This window comes from Actinomycetota bacterium (assembly GCA_018333515.1).
Taxonomy (GTDB): Bacteria; Actinomycetota; Aquicultoria; order Aquicultorales; family Aquicultoraceae; genus Aquicultor.
The window spans coordinates 49989-70016 of record JAGXSZ010000001.1; the positions used below are offsets into that span (position 1 = coordinate 49989).

The following is a 20028-nucleotide window of genomic DNA, read 5'->3' on the forward strand; positions in this document are numbered from 1 at the left end:
ATTATCAGCTCAATTTTAAGGACTGCCTGCCGTATAGGACACAGACTACTGCGCAAACCCGAACATGCGGTAGACGATGGCCGAGACCTCCGAGCGTTTGGCGCTCGCGTTGGGCTTGAAACTGCCGTCGGTATAGCCGTTGACAATGCCGTTGGAGGCTATAAGCCGGATGTTCGGCGCCGCCCAGTGGTCGGCGATATCGGGGAACGCGGCCGGCGTCGGCCCCTGCGTGAGGTCGAGCGCCCGCGCGATGATGGCGCATATCTCGGCGCGGTTTATTTGGGCCTCGGGCTTGAAGGTGCCGTCCGGATAACCGCCGACGACGCCGCGCAGGGCAAGCGCCTGGATATAACCTTCGGCCCAGTGTCCCTGTGAGTCGGTAAATTCGCTCGCGCCCGCGCTCGATATGCCCAGCGCCAAGCAGAGCATCTTGGCAAACTGCGACCTGGTAACCGGCGATTCCGGCCTGAACGAGCCGTCGGGGTAGCCGCCGATAACGCCGCGCTCCACGAGATTTGTGATTTGCGCGGATGCCCAGTGGTCGAGCGCCACATCCGGGAAGACGCCGCCCATCTGATATATCCAGGTGCTCTTCAGGCCGAGCTTCGAGCGGAAGGTGCTCCCGGCCATCGTCGTCTTCGAGCCGTCGGATTTTAAGATATCCAGTTTGGCGATGCGCGGCGACACACCCGTCTTTGTTATCCCGACGCCGGAGAACCCGGTCACTCCAAGCTTCGACTCGAGGTCCGCTTTACTAAAAGCGGCTGTCCACGAGAAGCTCGAATTGCCGCTCTGCTGACAGTAGGCCTTCCCTGACGAGTCTTTATCGCTTACGCCCTTAAGGTAAGGTTGAGCGCTAGAGTTAGTCCAGGCAAGCTCGATGTTCTCCGTGTGCCCGCCGCAACTCGAAAAATAATAAGCCGATATCGGCGACCCGTTATGCGTGATTACTTTTCGCGCGGTGTCGTCGACCGCCTTCTTCCATCTCGCGCCCCAATTGGTCCCCTTCGAGGTCTCGTTTATCTTGTCGACACCGACGTAGACCTGGCTCGATACCGAGTCGTAGAGGTCGAAGGCGGCCTGCGGCTTCATGTTCTTGATGGCGTAGGAGCGCGCCGCGATAGCTTGCGCATAAAGTGCATCATACGGCCAGCTCGAAGGCACCTCGCCTAGCCCGTAGAGATAAAACGGCTCGAATTGTATGTAATTGACGACATAGAGCGAGGCTTTGCCGGTCGAATAGACGTACATGCTTCCCTTATAAGAATGGAATCGCTTGGCGCTCGCATTGTAGACGATGATGTTGTCGGCGGCGTTGGTGGCGATGATGGGGCTCGCCAGGTTCTCGGCGCCTACCGTGCCGTCCGGGCCGATGAGGCTTAAAAGGCCCCGCTCGTTGGAGATTGCCGACCACTTGCCTACGGCGCCCTGGTAAGCATAAGTACCGTCGGTGTTGACAAAATCTATCGTCGTTGAGTTCTCGCCCGCGAAGAAGACTTTGGTAAGATTCGCTTTGTCGAAGAGGCGAACGCGAACCGTAGGCGGCACATTGTAGTCGCTCGTGATTTGCGTCCCCTGGTAATAGTGGGTAAGGATTTGCTCGTAGGCCTGCCCCGCGCTCGCCCTCCCCTTGGCGCCCCACTGGCACAGGCCGATACCGTGCCCGAAGCCGTAGCCTTTAAAGGTATAGTCAGCGGCAGCCGCCGGAACAGGCGTTGCGTAGAGAAAGACCAGGCTTGCTAAGACGATTAAGATAAATGACTTTTTGCGCATCGCTGAACTCCTCGCTGAACTCCTAATATTGCCGCATAAATGATGATTGACGAACCGCGTCGGGCATCGAGGGCGACGTCCCGTCCTACTTTATCTTCGTGTCGTCCCGGGCAAGAGGTCTGCTTACATCCGAGTGGCCTGCGATAGTCTCGACGGTCTTTCCGTCGACGAGTATTTGGACTTTTTGGATATCGTCGAATTCGGTCAGGGTGTTGACGATAGACGTTATCGTCATAAGCTCGCCGGAGCTGCCGCCCCAGTGCTTATCGATTAGTTCTTTCGAAAAACTGACATAGGCGATGCGGTCGTTTATGTCAATGCCGAGAATAGAGGTCTCCGATGGAATAGTGGCATAGTGCCCGCTCTCCGTCGGGCCTTTGATAAGCTCTTCCATCGCGGATATCGCAAGGTTTTCGGTGTCGGCTATGTGGCGCGTCTCGGAAACGAGGTATTCGGACTGGTCATCGCTGAAGTAAACCGTGATGTCGACGGCCTTGGCGCTCTTGGCGCCGGCTATTGCTTTGCCCGCGTCGGCGCCGCTCTCGGTCGCCGCGCTCTCTTGGGCATCGGTCGCGACATTATACTTTTGCGCCTCGCTCACCGGGGCGCTCTTCTTAGCCTCGTCTTCGCAGCCGGTCGCAAGTACTGTTAGTAGAGAAACCAAGGCAACGATTAGCAATAATGTAATGGTCCTCTTCACTGGAGTTCCTTTCACTTAAGCTTTACTGTTGCGCTTCAATTATAATACATAATTTTACCGGGGTACCACTCGGCCTGGCTTTAAATCGATAATCCGAGATATTTGGCGATGCCCCTGAATATCCCCTCGGCCTCTTTTTGGCGAAACTCATCGGTCGCCAGGAGCGCCGCTTCATCCGCGTTGCTTAAGAATGCCGACTCGCATAGAACCGCGGGCATAAGCGTCTCTCTTAAGACCTTGAAATCCGCGGTCTTGATGCCGTCGTCTTTGCCTTTGACTCCCGCCCAACCAAACGCTTTGACCAGCTCGTCTTGGATGCTTTTCGCGAGGCGCGCGCCCTCTTGCGAATTCGGGTGGCTGAAGACGGCGGTGCCGTCCACGTCGGGGTTGACATTTCCATTATGGTGGATGCTGATAAAAATATCGGCGTTGGCGTTGTTCGCCTGCGTAGCGCGTTGGCTCAAATCCAAAAATACATCGGTCTCGCGGGTCATGACGACCTCGATGCCCGCGTTTTTCAACAGGTCGCGCACTTTCAGAGCGACCGCTAAATTGACATCTTTTTCTTTCAAGCCGTTGCTCTTGGCTACCGCACCGGGGTCTTTACCGCCATGCCCGGCATCGATCGCCACAATTATCTTACCGTCATCCAGCGGCGGCGACGGCTGCTGTTCGGGCGGGGTCAAATTCGCGTTTAGCATGTTGTGGACAGCCAGAGCAATCTCGGCCCGCGTCGCGTATTCGGCGGGGCGGAATTTGCCGTTCGCACCACCCATGATGCCGTAGTAAGCGACGGTCTTTATCTCACCGTACGCCCAGTAGCCCGACGCGACATCGCTAAAACTTGGAGTGCTCGTTGAAATCACGGGCATTTCGATAGCACGGCGCAACATGCGCGCCAACTCGGCCCTGGTAATCCGCTGTTCGGGTTTGAATGTCCCGTCCGTGTAGCCGCGGACAATCCCGGCGGCGGAACTCGCTTTGATATAATCCGTGCCCCAGTGGTCGAACGGGACGTCTTTGAAGACGTCCGCGGCCGCGGTCGGTTGCGGGTACTGCTTGGCCAAACAGATAAGCTTAGCCATCTGCGCCCTGGTCAAAGGGTCGAGGGGACGATAGGTGCCATCCGGGAATCCCGAGATGATATTCTTCGATGTAAGGTCGACTACAGCGTTGTAATACTCGTCGTTGCCGGATAAATCGCTAAACGAAGCATGCGCGGGAAGAGCGAACGCAAAAATAAGACTTAAAACAAGAAGCAGTGCTGCCGGCCCTCGTTTCACCATTGCAAAACCTCCTGGTACAAGCGGACTACCGTTCATTCGACAGAGATACATGCGGCATTGAATTACTACAAAAACATCGGCAAATTTTTACATTTACTTAAATCATGAGCGGTTGTTCTATACATACCAAAAGCAAGGTTTTGATAATCATCGGCGCAAGAGATGTCTTTTGGCCAACGTACTTCTCAATATTCTAACAGCAACGGATTGTATTGCCAACCGCAACCGCTATCTATGCAAACCGGGCAAGCAATCAGGGCTAAAGCCCTGAGCTACGAGAAACAATTGCGCCGGCCCGGTTCTCATAACTCGCCTCATCCCCTAGACGCGGCCCCGCGAACCCTTTAAAATTTCATCGTAGCTTGGTAAAACCTCAATATCATGCCCAACTTTAAGAGAAGGCCCTGTAAAATGAGAGTATTACACGTCAACAACGTCGCAAACGTGCCCGCGGGCCTGGTGGAGGGCTTGCGGAAAATCGGTATAGACGCCTCTCTATACCAGCCGTACACCGGCATAAACACCAGCGGCAAATTGGGCAAATTGAAGGTCGTCTCAAATCGTATCGCGGATATGCGGGCGCTTCGCTCAAAGATAGCGCGCGAGCGCTTCGATATCGTCCACATCCACTACGCCTACTTCGGCATGCTCGGGGTGCTCGGCGGTTACCCGTACCGGCTCCACTGCCACGGGACCGATATCCGGCGAAACCTCTACCATCCCCTTTTCAAAGCGGTTACGAAAATAAGTCTCGACCGGGCCGAGCGTGTCTTTTATTCCACGCCTGATTTGAAGGTCCACGCCGAGAAAGCGCGGGCCGACGCGATCTTCATACCCAACCCGATTCGCACGGAACTCTTCGAGCCCCGGGGTTTCGAGGGCGCCGCGAACAAGGTCCTCTTAATCAGCAGAATCGACAAGATTAAAGGGGTCGATGTCGCGTTTCGGGCACTCGAGCGCGTCAAAAAAGACAACCCAGGCCTGAGCATCGACGCCCTGACGTGGGGTCCCGACCTGGACAGGTTTAAAGATTGCGGTTTTGTGAACTTCATCCCCAAAATGACGCACGAAGAGTTGGCGCGCCTCATCCCGAATTATCGGGTCGTCGTCGGACAATTCGAGTTGGGGATCATGGGGATGTCGGAGATGGAGGCGATGGCCTGCGCCCGCCCGGTGGTCTGCCATTTCAAGTATCAGGACTGGTACGCTGAGGCGCCGCCGCTCGCGCTCGCCAAAACCGAGGACGAGATAGTCGAGCGCGTAGAGGAACTATTGGAAAAACCCGACCTCCGCGAAGAGCTGGGCCTTGCGGGGCGAGAGTGGGTCGTAAAGTACCATGACTATATCGCGGTCGCCGAGCGCCTGGCTAAGTTGTATACGGATGGTTAGGGGTTAGTCGTCGGACTCGCCTATCATGCGGCTGTAGTCCCTGCCGACGATGACCAGGACATCGATTGTTTCGGAACTCGCTCCCTCGACGACCACACGTCCAAAACCCAATTTCGACTGGACGCGCCTCGCCAATTCGGCCTTCTCTTCGGAGGCGATGATTTGCGTATCGTAGTAGGTGAAGCTCTGCGCGTTCCCCACCTCGCGTATCTTGAAATTCAACGCGCCGAGCTTTTCGGCCATCTTGTGGGCGATGCCGGCTGTGCCGCTGCCGTTTTGAACCTCGACCCGGATATTAAGATTCTCTTTTTCTTCTTCGGTAAGTTCGAGCGGCAGGTCGGAGCGGATTCGCTCGAGTATCCAGGCGAGTTCACCCTCATCGGCGATGACATAGCTTCCGCCGCCGATTTCTTGCGGCGTACCGGGCACCGTGACCATGTGGAGGTTTTCCCGTCCCAGCGATTTGAAGTTCTTGCCGTATCCTATCATCCGCGTAACGCCGAGTTCGGGGTCGGTCTTAAGGTTTCGCGACGTAATGTCGGCAAGCTGCGGTATCCTCAAAAGCGAGCTCACCCGCAGAAGCTTGTCCATCACGGCTTTGAGAAATTTCTGCTGCCTCTCGATGCGCCCGAAGTCGTCATCGACCCTGCGAATGCGGACATACTTGAGCGCTTCTTCCCCATCGAGATGCTGGTAGCCGGGGCGTATATCGATTTGGTGGCGATCGTCGACGAGCCTCTTCTCCACGTCGATATCGATACCGCCGAGCGCGTCGATGATATCTTTAAATCCTTGAAAATCGACGACCGCGTAATGGTTGATGTCTAGCCCTAGAAAATCCTCGACTGTCTCTATCATTAAGTCGGGGCCGCCGTACTGGTACGCGGCATTGATTTTGCGCTTGCCTTTGCCGGGAATATCGACCCTGGTGTCCCTGGGAATCGAGATGAGATAGCCGATTTTTTTGTCGGGGTTGACCCTCAACACCATGATGGTATCGGCAAGACCCCGCTCGTCTTCTCCGCCCCTGGTGTCGCTGCCGAGAAGCAAAAAAGTGGCGGGCTCGTTTTCTTCGGGGGCGTTACATGCGAGTTCCTCATCCGCGCCGTGGGCCGGCGTGCCGGTGTGGATTCTCTCCTCGAGAATTCTGGCGAAGACAAAACTCCCGGCGCCGACGAAGAGTGCTATCATCAATGCCCAGAGCGTAAAGACCCGAATGTAATCACGCTTGCGCGGTTTTGCCGCTGAGTGCTTTCCCTCGTACAAACTAATCCTCCAATAAAGAATTCAATCGTCAGATTATCATAAAAACACATCATCCCTCAAATGGTTTCTTTCTAAACACAAACCTCGCCTGTCTTGATATGCGCATTGAAGCCCATTAAACTATAATAGAGCCTATTATGCGGGAGAATTCATGTTCACTAAAATCAGAGCGATAATCGAATCGGGCCTTTTTTCGTTTGTTTTATTCCACGGATTCGTGCTCCTTTACAACCGGCTCCTGCGGCAGACCGAAATCGGCGACACGGCGGTCGCCAACGAAATCGAAGTCATACTTCTAATAGGAGCCTATTATTTGACCGCGGTATTCTGCGGATATTGGGCCGGCTGGCGCTCGAAGACCGACGGCTGGATAATCGGCATATTAGGCTACCTTTTGTTTAGCGTGATAAGAATAAATATATCCGCGCAGGATGTCCCGTCGCTGTTGCCGTATCCCTTCCATATAAAGGTACTCGTCGGTTATATCCCCATATTGACGTTGCTGATGTTCGGCGGCATCATCGGCGAGCAGCGCGCGCATTACGCGCCGGCCAGCCAAAAACATATGATCATATACCCGCTGATAAAGCGGGTCCTTGACTTCGCGGCAAGTATAGCGGCCTTGATGTTCCTGGCGCCTATAATGTTCGCGATCGCCATCGGCATAAAACTCGCCTCTCCGGGGCCGATATTCTTCCACCAGAGACGCGTGGGCCGGCATGGGCGCATCATCAATATCATAAAATTCAGGACGATGATACCCGACGCGGACAGTATAATCGACCGGTTCCAATTGTTCGGCGCCCAAGACGAAGATGTCTGCCAGATTCAGGACGACCCGCGGGTCTTCCCGTTCGGAAAGTTCTTGAGAACGACCAGCCTCGATGAGCTACCTCAGCTCATCAACATCTCTAAGGGTGAGATGAGCCTGGTCGGACCGAGGCCGCTCGTCCCCGAAGAGCTGGAAGTCTCGGACGACAACCTCAAACGCCTCGAAGTAAAACCCGGCCTAACCGGCCTGGCGCAGGTCAACGGGCGCGGCAATATCACATTCGGCGAGCGCCTCGCGCTGGATATCGAATACGTCGACAACCAATCGTTCTTTCTCGACCTTAAAGTTATGCTCTTGACCTTATGGCGGGTTCTCTCGCGACGGGGAGCTTTTTAGAAATGACCCTTTGTGGGTAGAGACTTAGAATAAAAAGGACGCGGTTTGGGTTTGGGAGAGCCATGCTCTATTATTATAAAGTAAAAAAGCGTCACGCATTTAGAATAAAAGAGTTGTTGTTGGCCACGCTCCTCGCGGTGCTGGCGCTGGCATACTTCTACCCGGACTCGCTCGCCAATAACGTGATGCCGGTTCTGGAGCGGCCTTCCCTGCCGCTCCTCAACCCGAGCGCCTTGTCGAGCAAGTCAAAGATATCCGTCGAAGGCGCCGAGGTAGAAAACGAGCCGGGCGCCGTTACTCTCGAAAAAGCGGTGCGGGTCAAGAAAGACTTGGACGAGGAGGGCCGGAGACGCGAGGCGGCGGAACTCCAATACAGCCTCGACCTCATCGCCGGAATCGACGAGAGCACCCCCGAAGCTCAGACGCGCATCAAAATAATCATGCAGGATATAGATAAGACCATAAGCTATTTCCTCGCCGGAAACACGGCGTCGGAGAAGTTGGAGATTTTAAAAGATTACGAGGGCGCTAATCTGGCGTATGTCTATTACCCGAACTACGGGGTCCATTTCAACCCGGTTACCACCGCCAACATGGCGTTCGAGCACTACTCCAAAGGCAACCACGAGAAATTCGTCGCAATCACCGACGAACTCCTTGCCCATGCGATAGAGCCGACATTCCCGGGCGTCGGCGCCTATTATATCTGGGAAAACCACTTCGACCTCGAATTCGGGTCGCGCAAATTCGCCGCCCCCTGGAGGTCCGCGATGGCGCAAGGCCTCATCCTCGACCTCGCCGGAAAATGCTACGAAATAACCGGCGAAAAGAAGTACCTGCGTGCCGGCGAAAAGATTTTAAACTCCTTCCGCGTACCTTGGGATAAAGGCGGCGTCACCGACTATGACGAGCACGGCAACTGGTATTTAGAGGTGGCCGCGACCGACCAACTCAAGATTCTCAACGGGTTTCTGTTTACGCTCGACAGCCTCCACGATTACCACGAGCGTACCGGCAATAAAAAGGCGCTTAAACTGTTCGACGCCGGTATAGCCGAGGCGAAAGAGCACTTGGGCGAGTACGACCTCGGTTACTGGTCGAACTATTCACTCGTCAAAGGCAATAAGGCGAGTTTTGAATACCACAAGATCCACACCACGCTCCTCTACCGGCTCTACGACTTCACCGGCGAAGCGGCGTTCAAGGAGTACGCGGATAAGTTCAATAATTACCTTAAATACAACTTCATAGATATCCCGCAAGAACACCGCTCGTTTACGCAGATAACCGCGCTCAGCAAGGCGGGAATCGTCACCAACGAAAACGGCTGGTTCGGCCCGCACAATGTGATGACCAAGACCGAGTTCGCGGTCTGGCTCTGCCGGATAAAGAACTGGTCTCCAAATCGGGTCTTCCACGGGTATTACCGGGATGTCGGGCGCGACCGCTCCAATTGGGGCTACATCGAAACGCTCAAGGAGCGAGGCGTAGACCTTGGCGGCAAAGATGGGCTGTTCGGCCCGGATGATGAGGTCGCCAGAGATGAGGCCGCCGCAATCCTGGGCGCCGCGTACAATACGCCGATCGACGAAAAACCTGTCATGAAAGACGTGCCCGCGGACCATAAGTATTATAACGAGATAGGCCTGGCTGTCGGCAACGAGCTGATGGGCCTATACGGGCCGAACTTCTTCAGGCCCGAGCTTAAGCTCACCCGCGAGCAAGCGGCGCTCGTCTTTTACAAACTGCTCTCCAAATAGCGGGTGCGTTACGAGGCCTCTCTTCGTCTCAATACCAGGGAACCAAACGCCAACAGCGCGGCTGTAAACGGCAGCCAATGCCACCATACCGAAGGGCCGGTATCGAGCCATAGCATGACGATGGTCAGCATCAACGCGTAGACTTTGGGGTCGCGAAAGCGCGCCGCGGTCGCCAGGCATATCCCGAGAAGCCCCGAGTAGAGGATAACCCCGAGAATACCGAATTCCAGGACCGCCAGCCCGAAAAAGGATGTCGAGAAAGGCTTGCCCAGGATACTGATGGTCGTAGCGCGCCCCAGGTTGACGCCGGGCATGAGCGAGAGGGTCAACCGCCCGTGCGACCGCCCCCACGGATAGCTGTCTTCGATGACCCCCAGAAAGACCTTGTAGGTGAAGAAGGGGCGCGTGATGAACTTTTGCCCCACTTCCGAGCCGCTGAGCGCCATATCGCTGTAGGTGTAGCCGCCCTTCTCCATGGATTCGACGACAAACGCGGGCGCGTTGGGCGAATCGAGCGGAGCCAGGTTATACATCACCCCGCGCGCTACCGAGGTGGCGAGATAGGTGTAGATGAAGATGAGAACGACCACAGCCGCCGCTTTTGCGCCCGCCTTGAAATCGACGGGCCTCTTGCGTTCCAGGTAATACTCGAAGACGAGCGGCATGATGTAGATGATGGCGTAAGCGCGGTAGCCGACGCCGGCCGCCATCAGTGGGCCGATTACGGCCGCGATAAGGGCGGCCATAAGGAGCAGGCGGCGCGTATCGAGCGCCTCCGCTATCTTCATCAAGCCGTAGACCGTGACTATCGTCCCTATCCCGACGAGAAACGCCGGCATCAACCCGCCGGTGCGATTGAGATACGAGCCGTATAGCCCATACACGGCAAACGCCGGAATCACATAGGCGCATATCATCAGAAGGCCGAGACCGAGGTAATTCATACCGGTAACCTTGACCTTTGATTTTCCCAAAACATAGAAGAGCGCGGTCATCAGGGCGAGATAGAGCGGGGCGCGCAGTGCGAGCGGCGCGACCTGCTTGAGCGCGAGGTCGAGAATGAATACGACCGGCAACGACAAGAGCAGCCGTTCGAAATACGCGAACGCTTGGCTCTTGTTGAGCGCTCCCCTATCGTCTGGAATTCGTTGCGCCGCGTAGACGGCGAGCAAATATGATAGTAGCCCCGTGACGATTATGAAGAGCGCCCGGGGTGAGAACTCTACCAGCGCTAAACCGGCGAGGTAAAACGCTGAGACAAAGAGCGGCAAGAAGACCTGTGGAGAGAAGATATTTACGCGCCCTTCTCTCATCGGCCGACCGCCGGTACTGAGAGCGCCCAGACCGCCAGAGCGATTCCCGCAAAGAGCAGCGACGCGACAAACGGCCTTTCGGCGACCTCCGCGGCAAACTTGGCCATGAGCGTGGCCTCTCCCCAGCCGCGAAACGCTCGTGCCGTCCGCTTCACTGGGGCGTAGAACGTGCTCCCGACCGCGAGCGACGGGGTCGCCGGTTTCTTAAAGAGCCATACCATGAGGCCGCTCTTCCGCCATATCCCGCCGCTGAACAGGATAATCCGGTTGATTGCGTGCGCCTGGTAAGCGGCGGAAAGAGTAGCCTTGGCCCGGTTGAGGTTGCGCAGAATAGAACTCCCCTCGGCATATGGGGAGACCTCGTGATGCGCCGGCTCAGGACCCAAACCGTCTATGGCGACCTGTAAGCCAAGGAGGAGCCAGAAGAAGACCGCGGGCTGCGGGTGATGGAAGCTGTTGCTGGTCAGGCTGTTTATGGCAAAGCCGATTACGCCGGCGACAATAGCCGAGTTTATCCAGGAGAGATACCTGTCTTTGGCCTTGGCGCGCGAGAGATAGAGGCCGTATTTTATCGAGATAAGGATGATGGCGACGAACGATAAGATGCCGAAGATACCTGTCTCCGCCCAAAACGTAAGGTAGGAGTTGTGCGCGCCGTATATGACCCAACCGACACTCAACTCGGGATGCCGGAAGATGTACTCGGTAAAGACATCGTAATAGTTGCCGATGCCGACACCTATCAACGGGTGCTCCCGGATGATGCCGGCCGCAATCCGCCAAAGCTTCATCCGAAAACCGGCGGTACCTCCGGTGATATTGGTGATACTGGCGAGGCGGCTGGCGACGCCGGGCGCGGCGGCGAACGCGACCGCAAAAAGCGCTATCCAGACCCAAACCAGCCAAGCGTTCGTCAGCAACGACATCAGAATAACGCCTATCCCGGTAGCCATCCAACTGCCCCTGGTATAGGTAAGGATGAGCGCGGCGAAGAGGAGCAGCGTCGCGCCCCCCATTGCAAACCGGCGAAACAACCCTCGCGAGCCCAGCACCAACGCCAAGCCGAGCGGCACCATAAGCACGAGATATTCCGCGTAGAAATTGGGGTTTTCAAAGGTCGAGCCGACCCTGGCGGCGACCTCATCGGACAAATCGTAGAGGCCTATCTTCGCCGTCTGCGGCGCGTAAGTGTATTGGTATATCCCGTAAAGACCGGTGATTGCGCCGGCGACTATCATGAGTATTAATATCCAGGTCAGCGCTTCCCGGGACCTTACCGAATAGCCGACCGCGTAGACAAGCGCGAAATAGCCGATGAAGCGGATTATGACCGCGGCCGATTCGACCGTCGATGGCGCGACGACCGCCGAGACGGCCCCAAAGACCAGGAACGCCAGGAACGCCCAAGCGTACGGGACCGACGGTCGCTTGTCGCCGGTGCCTAAATTATGAATAGCGTACGAGATGATGACAAGCGCCGTGCAGATAGTGACCGCGTCGATCGGAACCGGACCTAAGTTGACGCCAAAACCGACCAGCGGAACCGCCGTGACCAAAAGGACAATGGCGAATGTGGTGTTGGCAAGCGCGAAAGCCGCGACAATCGCCCCCGCGATGATAAGAATAAACTTAGAGAACGGCAGAGACGCTCCGAGCATGCCGAGAAGTACCGCCGCGCCGGCGACGATAATATACACATGTGGAAAAGCTTTGGAGCGTACCGCAACTAGTTCGGACAAGATTTCACCCCTATACCGCGGCTAGTCGCCGGCGACATCCATACCGATGATGACAGCGTCTCCTATAAACCACTTGGTGACGATATTGAACCTGTCGCCTACCCGCAGAACCTCGTTGCCGGTCGCTATGATATCGCTGCCGGCACGGCCCTTCGTCTCGATTGTGATAAAAACATCTTTTTCAGTCGGTGAGACGGTCAGCACTTTGCTCCCGTCAGCGGTATCGACCACCGCTTGAGCCGGTTTAATCTCGACGTCGACGATTTTTCCGACCGGCCCCATGGTCACTTGCTTCTTGACGAGGTCGCCTTTTTTGATGTAACCGGCGACATCGAGCCGAATAGCTTTTACTATCATCGTGTAAGTGACGGTTTTATTCTCGGGCACGGTCGCGACTTTGCCCTGTCCCCTTAAAACCACAAAAGCGAGCGCCACTAAGGCCAGCACGCCGATTATGAGCGCCGCGTCTATGAGGTTAACCCGCCCGAAAAGCCTTCCTTTTTCGTCGATCAATGCCATGAAGAAAGTTTCCTCCTTATTTAGCTATCTCTTTTATCTTATCCAACAAAACGTTGATGTCACGAGTTTTGCCCTGCCCGTAGGCCGGTTTTTTCGCGATTACCAGTTCTTGCGGGTCGTTCAACTTTTTCATCCGGCCTTCCGCTATGAGACAGGTGTCGATTGCCCCCATCTTCCCCTCGAAGAGGGTATAGACCGGCGTATTTAGCGCCACCGCCTCCCTGTTCATGGTACCGCCGGCGCTTATTACCAGGTCGGAATAGTAGATAAGGCTTTGCGCGTCTACCGCCTTGTCCGGGATAAAAACATTGGCTAGGCCTAGCTTGAGCACCTCTTCGCGTTGCTCGGGCGTGCGGGGCAACATCACGACCCGGACATCGTCGCGGGCGGCCAACTTTTTGAGGACATCCATGAAGATGGGGTTGTGAAAACGATGGTAGAGCGCGACATCGGGCGGTGTGCGCATGACCACGATTATCTTGCCCCGGTCGAGCCCGATCTCTTTTACCACCGTATCGTCCGGCTCGAAATCGGCCAGGTAATACTCTTCTTTAAGGCCGGGATACTTGTCTATTTTCGCGTCGGTCCCCCCGTACTCGTAGAGGGGCTCGGACGGAATCATCTCCGGTATCAAGACTTTCGTCGATACCCGCAGGTTGATGTTGTGCATCGCTTTGGCGTATTCATAATCGAACATCGTCACATGCGGGACGCGCAAGAAGAACGAGGCGACAGCGCAATCGTTCGAGCCGTGGCTCACCGCGAGGTTAAACTTCTTGCCCGCCGCATACGCCACCAGCTTGCCGGTGCGCGAGGCAAGCCCGTATATCTTCCGGTAAATCTCTTTGCCCTGGTGTTTGCCGATGAGCGTGTGCTCGATACCGAACCTGTCCAGAAGCTGGCTGGTCTGCGCGAACTCGCGCGCCGTGACCAATACTTCGTGTCCCTGCCCGGTGAGCGCCTTTATTATGGGCCTGAAAATAAGGACATGCGGCGTGTTGGTTATATCTATCCAAATCCGCAATCTCTTCTCGCCTGTGACGTTAGGTTTCAACAGTTAAGCTCCCAAATTGCTTGTGTTCTATGATTATAGCGTTACTCCGCTAAGTTGTTAACCGTTCCGCGATATACTGGGCCGCTTTTCCGTCGCCAAAGAGTTGCGCGGGCGTCCCGGTCGGCGCGAAATCGCTTATCTTGCGGAGTATCAGTTCTTTGTCGACGTGAACTAAAACGTTCCACCCACCCTCGACCGTCTCGACCCATTCGGTGGTGTCGCGCAGCGTTATGCAGGGCACCGCGAAAAAGAAGGCCTCCTTTTGCACCCCGCCGGAATCGGTCAAAATCTTGGCGGCGTTCTTCTCTAACTTTAAGAAGTCGATATAGCCTACCGGGTCGGTCATCCGCACCTTCGAGCCGGCTATTATCTTTTGCAGCCCGCTCTCGCTGACTACTTTGCGTGTTCGCGGGTGGACCGGGAAGACGATGCTCCGCCCCGACTCGACAAAGACTTCGAGCAGCACCTTAAGGTTGTCGACGATATCGGTATTTGATGAGCGATGGATTGTCGCTAAAAGATAATCCCCCGCCGCGACACCGAGCGCATTCAGAATATCGGATTTCGAATCGGCGATGGCGCCGAAGTGGAGCGCGGCGTCGTACATCACGTCCCCCACCAGTTCGACTCCTTCGGTGACGCCTTCTTCTTTAAGGTTGTCGACCGCGGTCCGCGTCGGGCAAAAAAGTATTTCGGAGAGGTGGTCGGCGACAATCCTATTTATCTCCTCGGGCATTTTTTTATCGAAGGAGCGCAGCCCGGCTTCGACGTGGGCTATCGGTACATGGAGCTTGGACGCGGCAAGCGCCCCGGCAAGCGTCGAATTGGTATCGCCGTAAATAAGGAGGGCGTCCGGTTTTTCGTCGAGGAGAACGCGCTCGATGCGTTCGAGCATCCGCGCCGTCTGCCCGGCCTGCGTGCCGGAGCCTACTCCGAGATTATAATCCGGCTCCGGTATCCCCATCTCTTCGAAGAAGACGTCCGACATGTTGTTATCATAATGTTGTCCGGTGTGGACCAGTACCTCGCGGCAGCTCTTCCTGATTTGATTAGAGACGGGAAGGCTCTTTATGAATTGGGGGCGCGCGCCCACGATTGTTACGATTTTTTGCATCCGACTCAATCCCATTCTTTGAATTTCTAAGTTAAACCGCTTATATTCCCGCTTACGCTTCCGCGACCGTGATTTTTACGAGTTCGACGACGCGCTCCATATCCTCGGGCGTGAGTTCGGGATAGAGCGGTATCGCAAGCGTCTCGCGGGAGGCGGCTTCGCTGACCGGCAAGTCGCCGAGTTTGTAGCCTAAACCGCTGTAGACCTCCTGGAGATGGAGCGGGACCGGATAATAGACGCCGCAGCCGACACCCTCCTCTTTGAGGACGGCTTCGACACTCGCGCGGTTCGGCACCCGGACGACGTAGAGGTGGTAGACGTGCTTGATATAATCGAGCGCCGCCGGCGTCACCAAATCTATATCTGCGCCGGCGAAGAGTTCGTCATATCGCCGGGCCTTCTCGCGGCGGGCGTCGTTCCAGCTGTCGAGGCGTCCCAGTTTTACCAGCAAAATCGCGGCCTGGAGCGCGTCGAGCCTGCTATTGTAGCCGATGAGTCCGTGATAGTATTTCTTGGTGCTCCCATGCTGGCGAAGGGCGCGCACTTTGGCGGCCAATTCCTCGTCGTCGGTGACGACGGCCCCGCCGTCTCCGGCGCCCCCTAAGTTCTTGCTGGGGAAGAAGCTGAAACAGGCCGCGTCGCCGAGCGTGCCGACCTTCCCGCCCCGGTACTCCGCTCCGATTGCCTGACACGCGTCTTCTATGACCTTTAGGCCATGCGCGTCGGCAACCTGGTTTATCTCGTCCATCTTGGCCGGCTGGCCGAAGATGTGAACGGGGATTATCGCTTTGGTCCGCGTGGTTATCTTCGCCTCGAGCTGGGCGGCGTCGAGATTGTAGGTGTCGGCTTCGATGTCGACAAATACAGGCACGGCGCCGAGGCGCGATACGCACTCGGCGCTGGCATAGAAGGTAAACGGGCTGGTTATAACCTCGTCTCCCGGCCCGACCCCGAGCGCGTCGAGCGCGAGGACGAGCGCGTCGGTCCCGTTCGCCGTGCCGACCGCGTATTGAGTGCCGCAATAATCGGCCAACGCCTTCTCGAACTCGGCGACCTTCGGACCGAGAATATATTGCGTGTTGCGCAGCACATCTAAGACGGCCGCTTCCAGTTCATCTTTGATTTCGCCATACTGCGCCTTAAGATCGAGTAATGGAATAGACATATACACTCCTTAGGAAAGACTATTGTTTTTAGCCGTGAGCAGCTCGTCATCGGGGACGTCTCTCACGACCTTCGCGGGAACACCCATGACCAGCTTCTTTGCCGGCACATCTTTTGTGACGACGGAGCCCGCCGCGATAAACGCCTCTTCTCCGATGACGATACCGGGAAGCAGAACGGCGTTGCCGCCTACGCGCGCGCCTCTTTTTACGTGGGCGCCTTTGATAGATTCAAACCGCTTCTCAGTCCGGCCCATGAAATTGTCATTGGTCGTCGCCACACACGGGGCGATAAAGACCCGGTCTTCTAGGACCGTATAGGCGGTGATATAAGCGTTGGATTGGACTTTCGTGTAGTCGCCGACGGTTACGCCGTTCTCGACGCAAACACCCCGTCCAATAAGCGCGTAGTCGCCGATTTCGCAGCTCTCACGAACCGAGGCGAGGTCCGCGACCATCGAGTTGTCCCCTATCGTCGAGCCCGCGTAGAGGATCGCTCCCGAGCCGATAGTGCATCCTTCGCCGACTACGAGCGGCGCAAACGGCTCGCTATACGATAGCGTGCTCGTCTTCGGCGGTTTCGGCTGCTTGCCTACGACCGCGCCGTCACCGACGACCGTGCCGCGTCCGAGCGCAGTTCCTTCATAAATTACGACATTATGCCCGATGGCTACGTCTTCGCCAAGCTCGACGCCGGCCAAGACTACGACGTTCTCGCCCATCGTGACCGAAGCCGGAACCGTGACGCTCTCATGAATGAATCCGCTCAACCTATCCCTCCGCGATTCTGACCGGCTTCCCGCCGCTCTTAAGTGACGCCTGCGCCGCTTCGAGCACTTTTACGACCCTCAGCCCATCGTGGCCGTCGCTTCGCGGGCTCTGCCCGCTCTGGATGCTCTCGATAAAGTGCTCGCATTCGGCCCGCAACGGCTCTTTCATCTTGATACTGGGTATTATTATATCCCCGAAACGAAGCGTCATATCCTCACCGTAGGCGCGGTAATCAGGGTTCGAGCCGACGCCCTTGTCGAAGACACGCACCTTCTCGGAGCTTTCCATATCGTCGAAGACGGCCATTTTTTTGTTGCCGACGACGGTTATCTTTCGAATCTTATGCGGGTCGAGCCAGCTCACATGGATATTGGCCATGACCCGGTCTTTGAAAGCGACGTTGCAGAAGACGACGTCTTCGACACCGTCGGTGATATAGGATTCGCCGCGCGCCGATACTTCGACCGGCTCTGCTCCGCCGAGCAGGTAAAACATAATCGAGATGTCATGCGGGGCGAGGCTCCAGAGCGCGTTCTCGTCTTTGCGGACCTGCCCGAGGTTTAGGCGTTGGGTGTAGAGATAGTGGACGTCCCCGAGCGAGCCGTCGTCGATTAGGCCTTTTATATAGTCGACGGCCGGATGGTATTCGAGCAGGTGCCCGACCATCAGGATGCAGCCGGCCTTGTCGGCGATGTCTATCAACTGCCGCGAGGTCTTGCTCGCCAGCGTCAGCGGTTTCTCGACCATGACGTGTTTTCCCGACTCGAGCGCTTGCTTCGCCAAATCGAAGTGGGTAATCGCGGAGGTCGCGATGACAACCGCGTCGATTGCGGTGTTTTTCAAAATATCGTCGACCTCGGTCGTGACCTCCACTTTAGGGTAGAGCGCTTTGACTTTTTTGAGATTGTCGGGGTTCAAATCACAGCAAGCGACCAGATTACCGCCGGGCATCCGGTCGAAATTGCGCACCAGATTCGGCCCCCAATAGCCATATCCTATAACTCCTACGTTAACCAATTGTTCCCCCTGAATGCCGTAGTTAAATGTGGACGATATGATTGCCGGCAAAGCGTTTCATCCGGTTTCTGGTGTCGACCACCAGCCGGGCGTTGTCGGCGACCATACCGTAGTCTATGTCTGTATGGTCGGTGACGACCACGACGCAATCGCTCGCCGAAACGGTATCCCGCGTCAGCTCGACCGACGCGTACGTCTTGGTCTCGATAATCTCCCGCTCCGCAAAGGGGTCGTGGTAGCTTACATTCGCTCCCTTTTTATCGAGCAAGCTTATGATTTTAATGGCGGGCGACTCTCTCGTGTCGCCGATATCTTTTTTGTATGCCAGGCCCAGGATGAGCACGTTCGAGCCCTTAATGCTCTTCTCGTGCGAGTTGAGGGCGTCCCCTATCTTCGCGACGACATAGTACGGAATGCTCTCGTTCATCTTGCCGGCCAATTCTATGAACTCGGTATGGAAGTCGTATTGACGCGCCTTCCAGGAGAGGTAGAACGGGTCTATCGGAATACAGTGCCCGCCCAAACCCGGTCCCGGAAAGAACGGCATAAAGCCGAACGGCTTGGAAGACGCGGCCTCGACGACCTCCCAGATATCGATGTCCATACGGTCGCATAAGAGCATCAACTCGTTTACGAGCGCGATATTTACGCACCGGAAGATGTTTTCCAGAAGTTTGGTCATCTCGGCCGCCTTGGTCGAAGAGACCGGCACGACCATCCGCACGAACTGCGAATAAAAGGAGCCGGCGAGGTCGGTGCAAACGCTAGTCACGCCGCCGACGACCTTCGGGGTATTCCCTATGCCGTAATTCTTGTTGCCGGGGTCGACGCGCTCCGGAGAAAAGCCTAAATAGAAGCCTTCGCCGACGGTAAGGCCGCTCTCCTCGAGAACCGGGAGGATTACCTCGTCGGTCGTCCCCGGATAGGTGGTACTCTCCAGTATCACCATCTGACCGGGCCGCAGGTATTTGGCGATTTCGTTGGTGGCCGCCCGTACATAGCTAATATCGGGCTCGTGCATCTCGCTCAGCGGCGTCGGCACGCAAATACTTATTATATCCATCTCTTTAAGCACAGAAAAATCCGCGGTAGCGTTGAGCAGGCCGTCCTTTACCGCGCTATCCACAAGCGCCGAATCGATATCCGGGATATAGCTTCCGCCCTCGTTGATACTGGACACTTTCTCCCTGTCGACGTCGATTCCGGTCACCCGAAAACCCGCCCCGGCGACGGCGACGGCGAGCGGCAATCCGACGTAGCCCATACCGATTATGCCGACGCGCGCGTCCCGCGAAATTATTCTCTCTGCAAGCGACATCTTTGTCTCCTACTTGTCTGTTGACCCGTATTGCCCGTTGCCGTATTGCCCGTTGCTATCGACAAACACTCTTTGGTTTTAACGCATCGGCGTTACGGTGTCTGGTGTTTTAATTCGCATCAGACGTTATTAACTTACTTATTTTACAGCAAAAGTCAATTCCCCTTCGGCGACGAGTTGCCCGTCGACGGCGGCGACCGCTTTGCCTTTGCCGACCGGTCCTTTTGACTTCGTGATTTCCACCTCGAGGGTGAGCCGGTCTCCGGGTAAGACCTGCCTTTTGAAGCGGAACCCGTCGATACCGGCGAAAAATGCGATTTTTCCCTTATTCGCTTCGAGGCTCAAGATAGCTACCGCGCCTACCTGGGCCAACGCTTCGACGATAAGGACGCCCGGCATCACCGGGTAATCCGGGAAATGCCCCGCGAAAAACGGCTCATCGACCGTGACGTTCTTAAGGCCTTTGGCTCGTTTGCCGGGTTCGTATTCGAGAATCCGGTCGATGAGCAAAAAGGGGTAGCGGTGCGGTATTATCCGCTTTATCTCTTCTATTCCAAGCACCGGCTTTTCCTCCAATTATCTATCTATCTTACGATTCTAGTCATTTTAGCGATATGAATCAAATTATTATGGCTTTATTAAGGGCCGCTGCCCGGCAGGGACTTTATCGCTAACGCT

At 56.0% G+C, this 20028-nt stretch carries 17 protein-coding genes; 3 read left to right on the forward strand and 14 right to left on the reverse strand.

The window, feature by feature from the left end; all coding sequences use genetic code 11:
- Positions 1 to 45 precede the first annotated feature (45 nt).
- The 3 genes from KGZ93_00225 to KGZ93_00235 form a co-directional block, all read right to left on the reverse strand.
- The gene (locus KGZ93_00225; GenBank protein ID MBS3908050.1) at positions 46 to 1773 is read right to left on the reverse strand and encodes a SpoIID/LytB domain-containing protein; all 1728 of its coding nucleotides are present in this window, start codon (positions 1771 to 1773) and stop codon (positions 46 to 48) included.
- 85 nt (positions 1774 to 1858) lie between these two features.
- A complete protein-coding gene (locus KGZ93_00230; GenBank protein MBS3908051.1) occupies positions 1859 to 2473 on the reverse strand; it encodes a GerMN domain-containing protein in 615 nt (204 codons plus the stop codon).
- Between the two features lie 80 nt (positions 2474 to 2553).
- Complete coding sequence (locus KGZ93_00235; GenBank protein MBS3908052.1) at positions 2554 to 3759, reverse strand: N-acetylmuramoyl-L-alanine amidase; 1206 nt, start codon at positions 3757 to 3759, stop codon at positions 2554 to 2556.
- 411 nt (positions 3760 to 4170) lie between these two features.
- Between KGZ93_00235 and KGZ93_00240 the strand changes: the two genes are divergently transcribed.
- Positions 4171 to 5148 carry a glycosyltransferase family 4 protein gene (locus KGZ93_00240; GenBank protein ID MBS3908053.1) on the forward strand — a complete coding sequence of 326 codons (978 nt, stop codon included), beginning with the start codon at positions 4171 to 4173 and terminating at the stop codon, positions 5146 to 5148.
- Positions 5149 to 5151: 3 nt separating this feature from the next.
- Here KGZ93_00240 and KGZ93_00245 read toward each other — a convergent pair whose 3' ends face one another.
- On the reverse strand, positions 5152 to 6414 hold the full coding sequence (locus tag KGZ93_00245) for an LCP family protein (GenBank protein MBS3908054.1): 1263 nt from the start codon (positions 6412 to 6414) through the stop codon (positions 5152 to 5154).
- Positions 6415 to 6565: 151 nt separating this feature from the next.
- Here KGZ93_00245 and KGZ93_00250 point away from each other — a divergent pair, with 151 nt between their 5' ends.
- Positions 6566 to 7582, forward strand: a complete 1017-nt coding sequence (locus KGZ93_00250; GenBank protein MBS3908055.1) for a sugar transferase — start codon at positions 6566 to 6568, stop codon at positions 7580 to 7582.
- 62 nt (positions 7583 to 7644) lie between these two features.
- Positions 7645 to 9342, forward strand: a complete 1698-nt coding sequence (locus tag KGZ93_00255; GenBank protein MBS3908056.1) for an S-layer homology domain-containing protein — start codon at positions 7645 to 7647, stop codon at positions 9340 to 9342.
- A gap of 8 nt (positions 9343 to 9350) precedes the next feature.
- On the opposite strand, the gene KGZ93_00260 is transcribed toward KGZ93_00255, so the two are convergent.
- From KGZ93_00260 to fabZ, 10 genes are all read right to left on the reverse strand, one after another.
- Complete coding sequence (locus tag KGZ93_00260; protein MBS3908057.1) at positions 9351 to 10655, reverse strand: hypothetical protein; 1305 nt, start codon at positions 10653 to 10655, stop codon at positions 9351 to 9353.
- Entirely contained in the window at positions 10652 to 12394 is a 1743-nt protein-coding gene (locus KGZ93_00265) for an O-antigen ligase family protein (protein ID MBS3908058.1), read from the reverse strand. Before KGZ93_00265 ends, KGZ93_00260 begins: the two co-directional genes overlap by 4 nt.
- Before the next feature lie 21 nt (positions 12395 to 12415).
- Positions 12416 to 12913, reverse strand: a complete 498-nt coding sequence (locus KGZ93_00270; protein MBS3908059.1) for a DUF4330 domain-containing protein — start codon at positions 12911 to 12913, stop codon at positions 12416 to 12418.
- Between the two features lie 16 nt (positions 12914 to 12929).
- Complete coding sequence (locus KGZ93_00275; GenBank protein MBS3908060.1) at positions 12930 to 13967, reverse strand: DUF354 domain-containing protein; 1038 nt, start codon at positions 13965 to 13967, stop codon at positions 12930 to 12932.
- A gap of 49 nt (positions 13968 to 14016) precedes the next feature.
- Positions 14017 to 15081: a UDP-N-acetylglucosamine 2-epimerase (non-hydrolyzing) gene (gene wecB / locus KGZ93_00280; GenBank protein ID MBS3908061.1), complete on the reverse strand. Its 1065-nt coding sequence runs from the start codon at positions 15079 to 15081 to the stop codon at positions 14017 to 14019.
- Positions 15082 to 15133: 52 nt separating this feature from the next.
- Positions 15134 to 16246, reverse strand: coding sequence for a DegT/DnrJ/EryC1/StrS family aminotransferase (locus KGZ93_00285; protein MBS3908062.1), 1113 nt, complete (start codon positions 16244 to 16246; stop codon positions 15134 to 15136).
- Between the two features lie 9 nt (positions 16247 to 16255).
- A complete protein-coding gene (locus KGZ93_00290) occupies positions 16256 to 16966 on the reverse strand; it encodes an N-acetyltransferase (protein MBS3908063.1) in 711 nt (236 codons plus the stop codon).
- 49 nt (positions 16967 to 17015) lie between these two features.
- Entirely contained in the window at positions 17016 to 18032 is a 1017-nt protein-coding gene (locus KGZ93_00295) for a Gfo/Idh/MocA family oxidoreductase (GenBank protein MBS3908064.1), read from the reverse strand.
- A 22-nt stretch (positions 18033 to 18054) separates the two neighbouring features.
- Positions 18055 to 19350 (reverse strand): nucleotide sugar dehydrogenase, encoded by a 1296-nt coding sequence (locus KGZ93_00300; GenBank protein MBS3908065.1) that lies wholly within the window; start codon positions 19348 to 19350, stop codon positions 18055 to 18057.
- A 138-nt stretch (positions 19351 to 19488) separates the two neighbouring features.
- On the reverse strand, positions 19489 to 19911 hold the full coding sequence (fabZ, locus tag KGZ93_00305) for a 3-hydroxyacyl-ACP dehydratase FabZ (GenBank protein MBS3908066.1): 423 nt from the start codon (positions 19909 to 19911) through the stop codon (positions 19489 to 19491).
- Positions 19912 to 20028: the final 117 nt, after the last annotated feature.

What these genes read in the sequence shown, in the direction of transcription:
- KGZ93_00250 (MBS3908055.1), top strand. Translation starts at nt 6,566, where the DNA reads ATGTTCACTAAAATCAGAGCGATAATCGAATCGGGCCTTTTTTCGTTT.
- KGZ93_00235 (MBS3908052.1), bottom strand. Translation starts at nt 3,759, where the DNA reads ATGGTGAAACGAGGGCCGGCAGCACTGCTTCTTGTTTTAAGTCTTATT.
- KGZ93_00285 (MBS3908062.1), bottom strand. Translation starts at nt 16,246, where the DNA reads ATGTCTATTCCATTACTCGATCTTAAGGCGCAGTATGGCGAAATCAAA.
- wecB (MBS3908061.1), bottom strand. Translation starts at nt 15,081, where the DNA reads ATGCAAAAAATCGTAACAATCGTGGGCGCGCGCCCCCAATTCATAAAG.
- KGZ93_00270 (MBS3908059.1), bottom strand. Translation starts at nt 12,913, where the DNA reads ATGGCATTGATCGACGAAAAAGGAAGGCTTTTCGGGCGGGTTAACCTC.
- KGZ93_00290 (MBS3908063.1), bottom strand. Translation starts at nt 16,966, where the DNA reads ATGGGCGAGAACGTCGTAGTCTTGGCCGGCGTCGAGCTTGGCGAAGAC.
- KGZ93_00240 (MBS3908053.1), top strand. Translation starts at nt 4,171, where the DNA reads ATGAGAGTATTACACGTCAACAACGTCGCAAACGTGCCCGCGGGCCTG.
- KGZ93_00225 (MBS3908050.1), bottom strand. Translation starts at nt 1,773, where the DNA reads ATGCGCAAAAAGTCATTTATCTTAATCGTCTTAGCAAGCCTGGTCTTT.
- KGZ93_00255 (MBS3908056.1), top strand. Translation starts at nt 7,645, where the DNA reads ATGCTCTATTATTATAAAGTAAAAAAGCGTCACGCATTTAGAATAAAA.
- KGZ93_00300 (MBS3908065.1), bottom strand. Translation starts at nt 19,350, where the DNA reads ATGTCGCTTGCAGAGAGAATAATTTCGCGGGACGCGCGCGTCGGCATA.
- KGZ93_00260 (MBS3908057.1), bottom strand. Translation starts at nt 10,655, where the DNA reads ATGAGAGAAGGGCGCGTAAATATCTTCTCTCCACAGGTCTTCTTGCCG.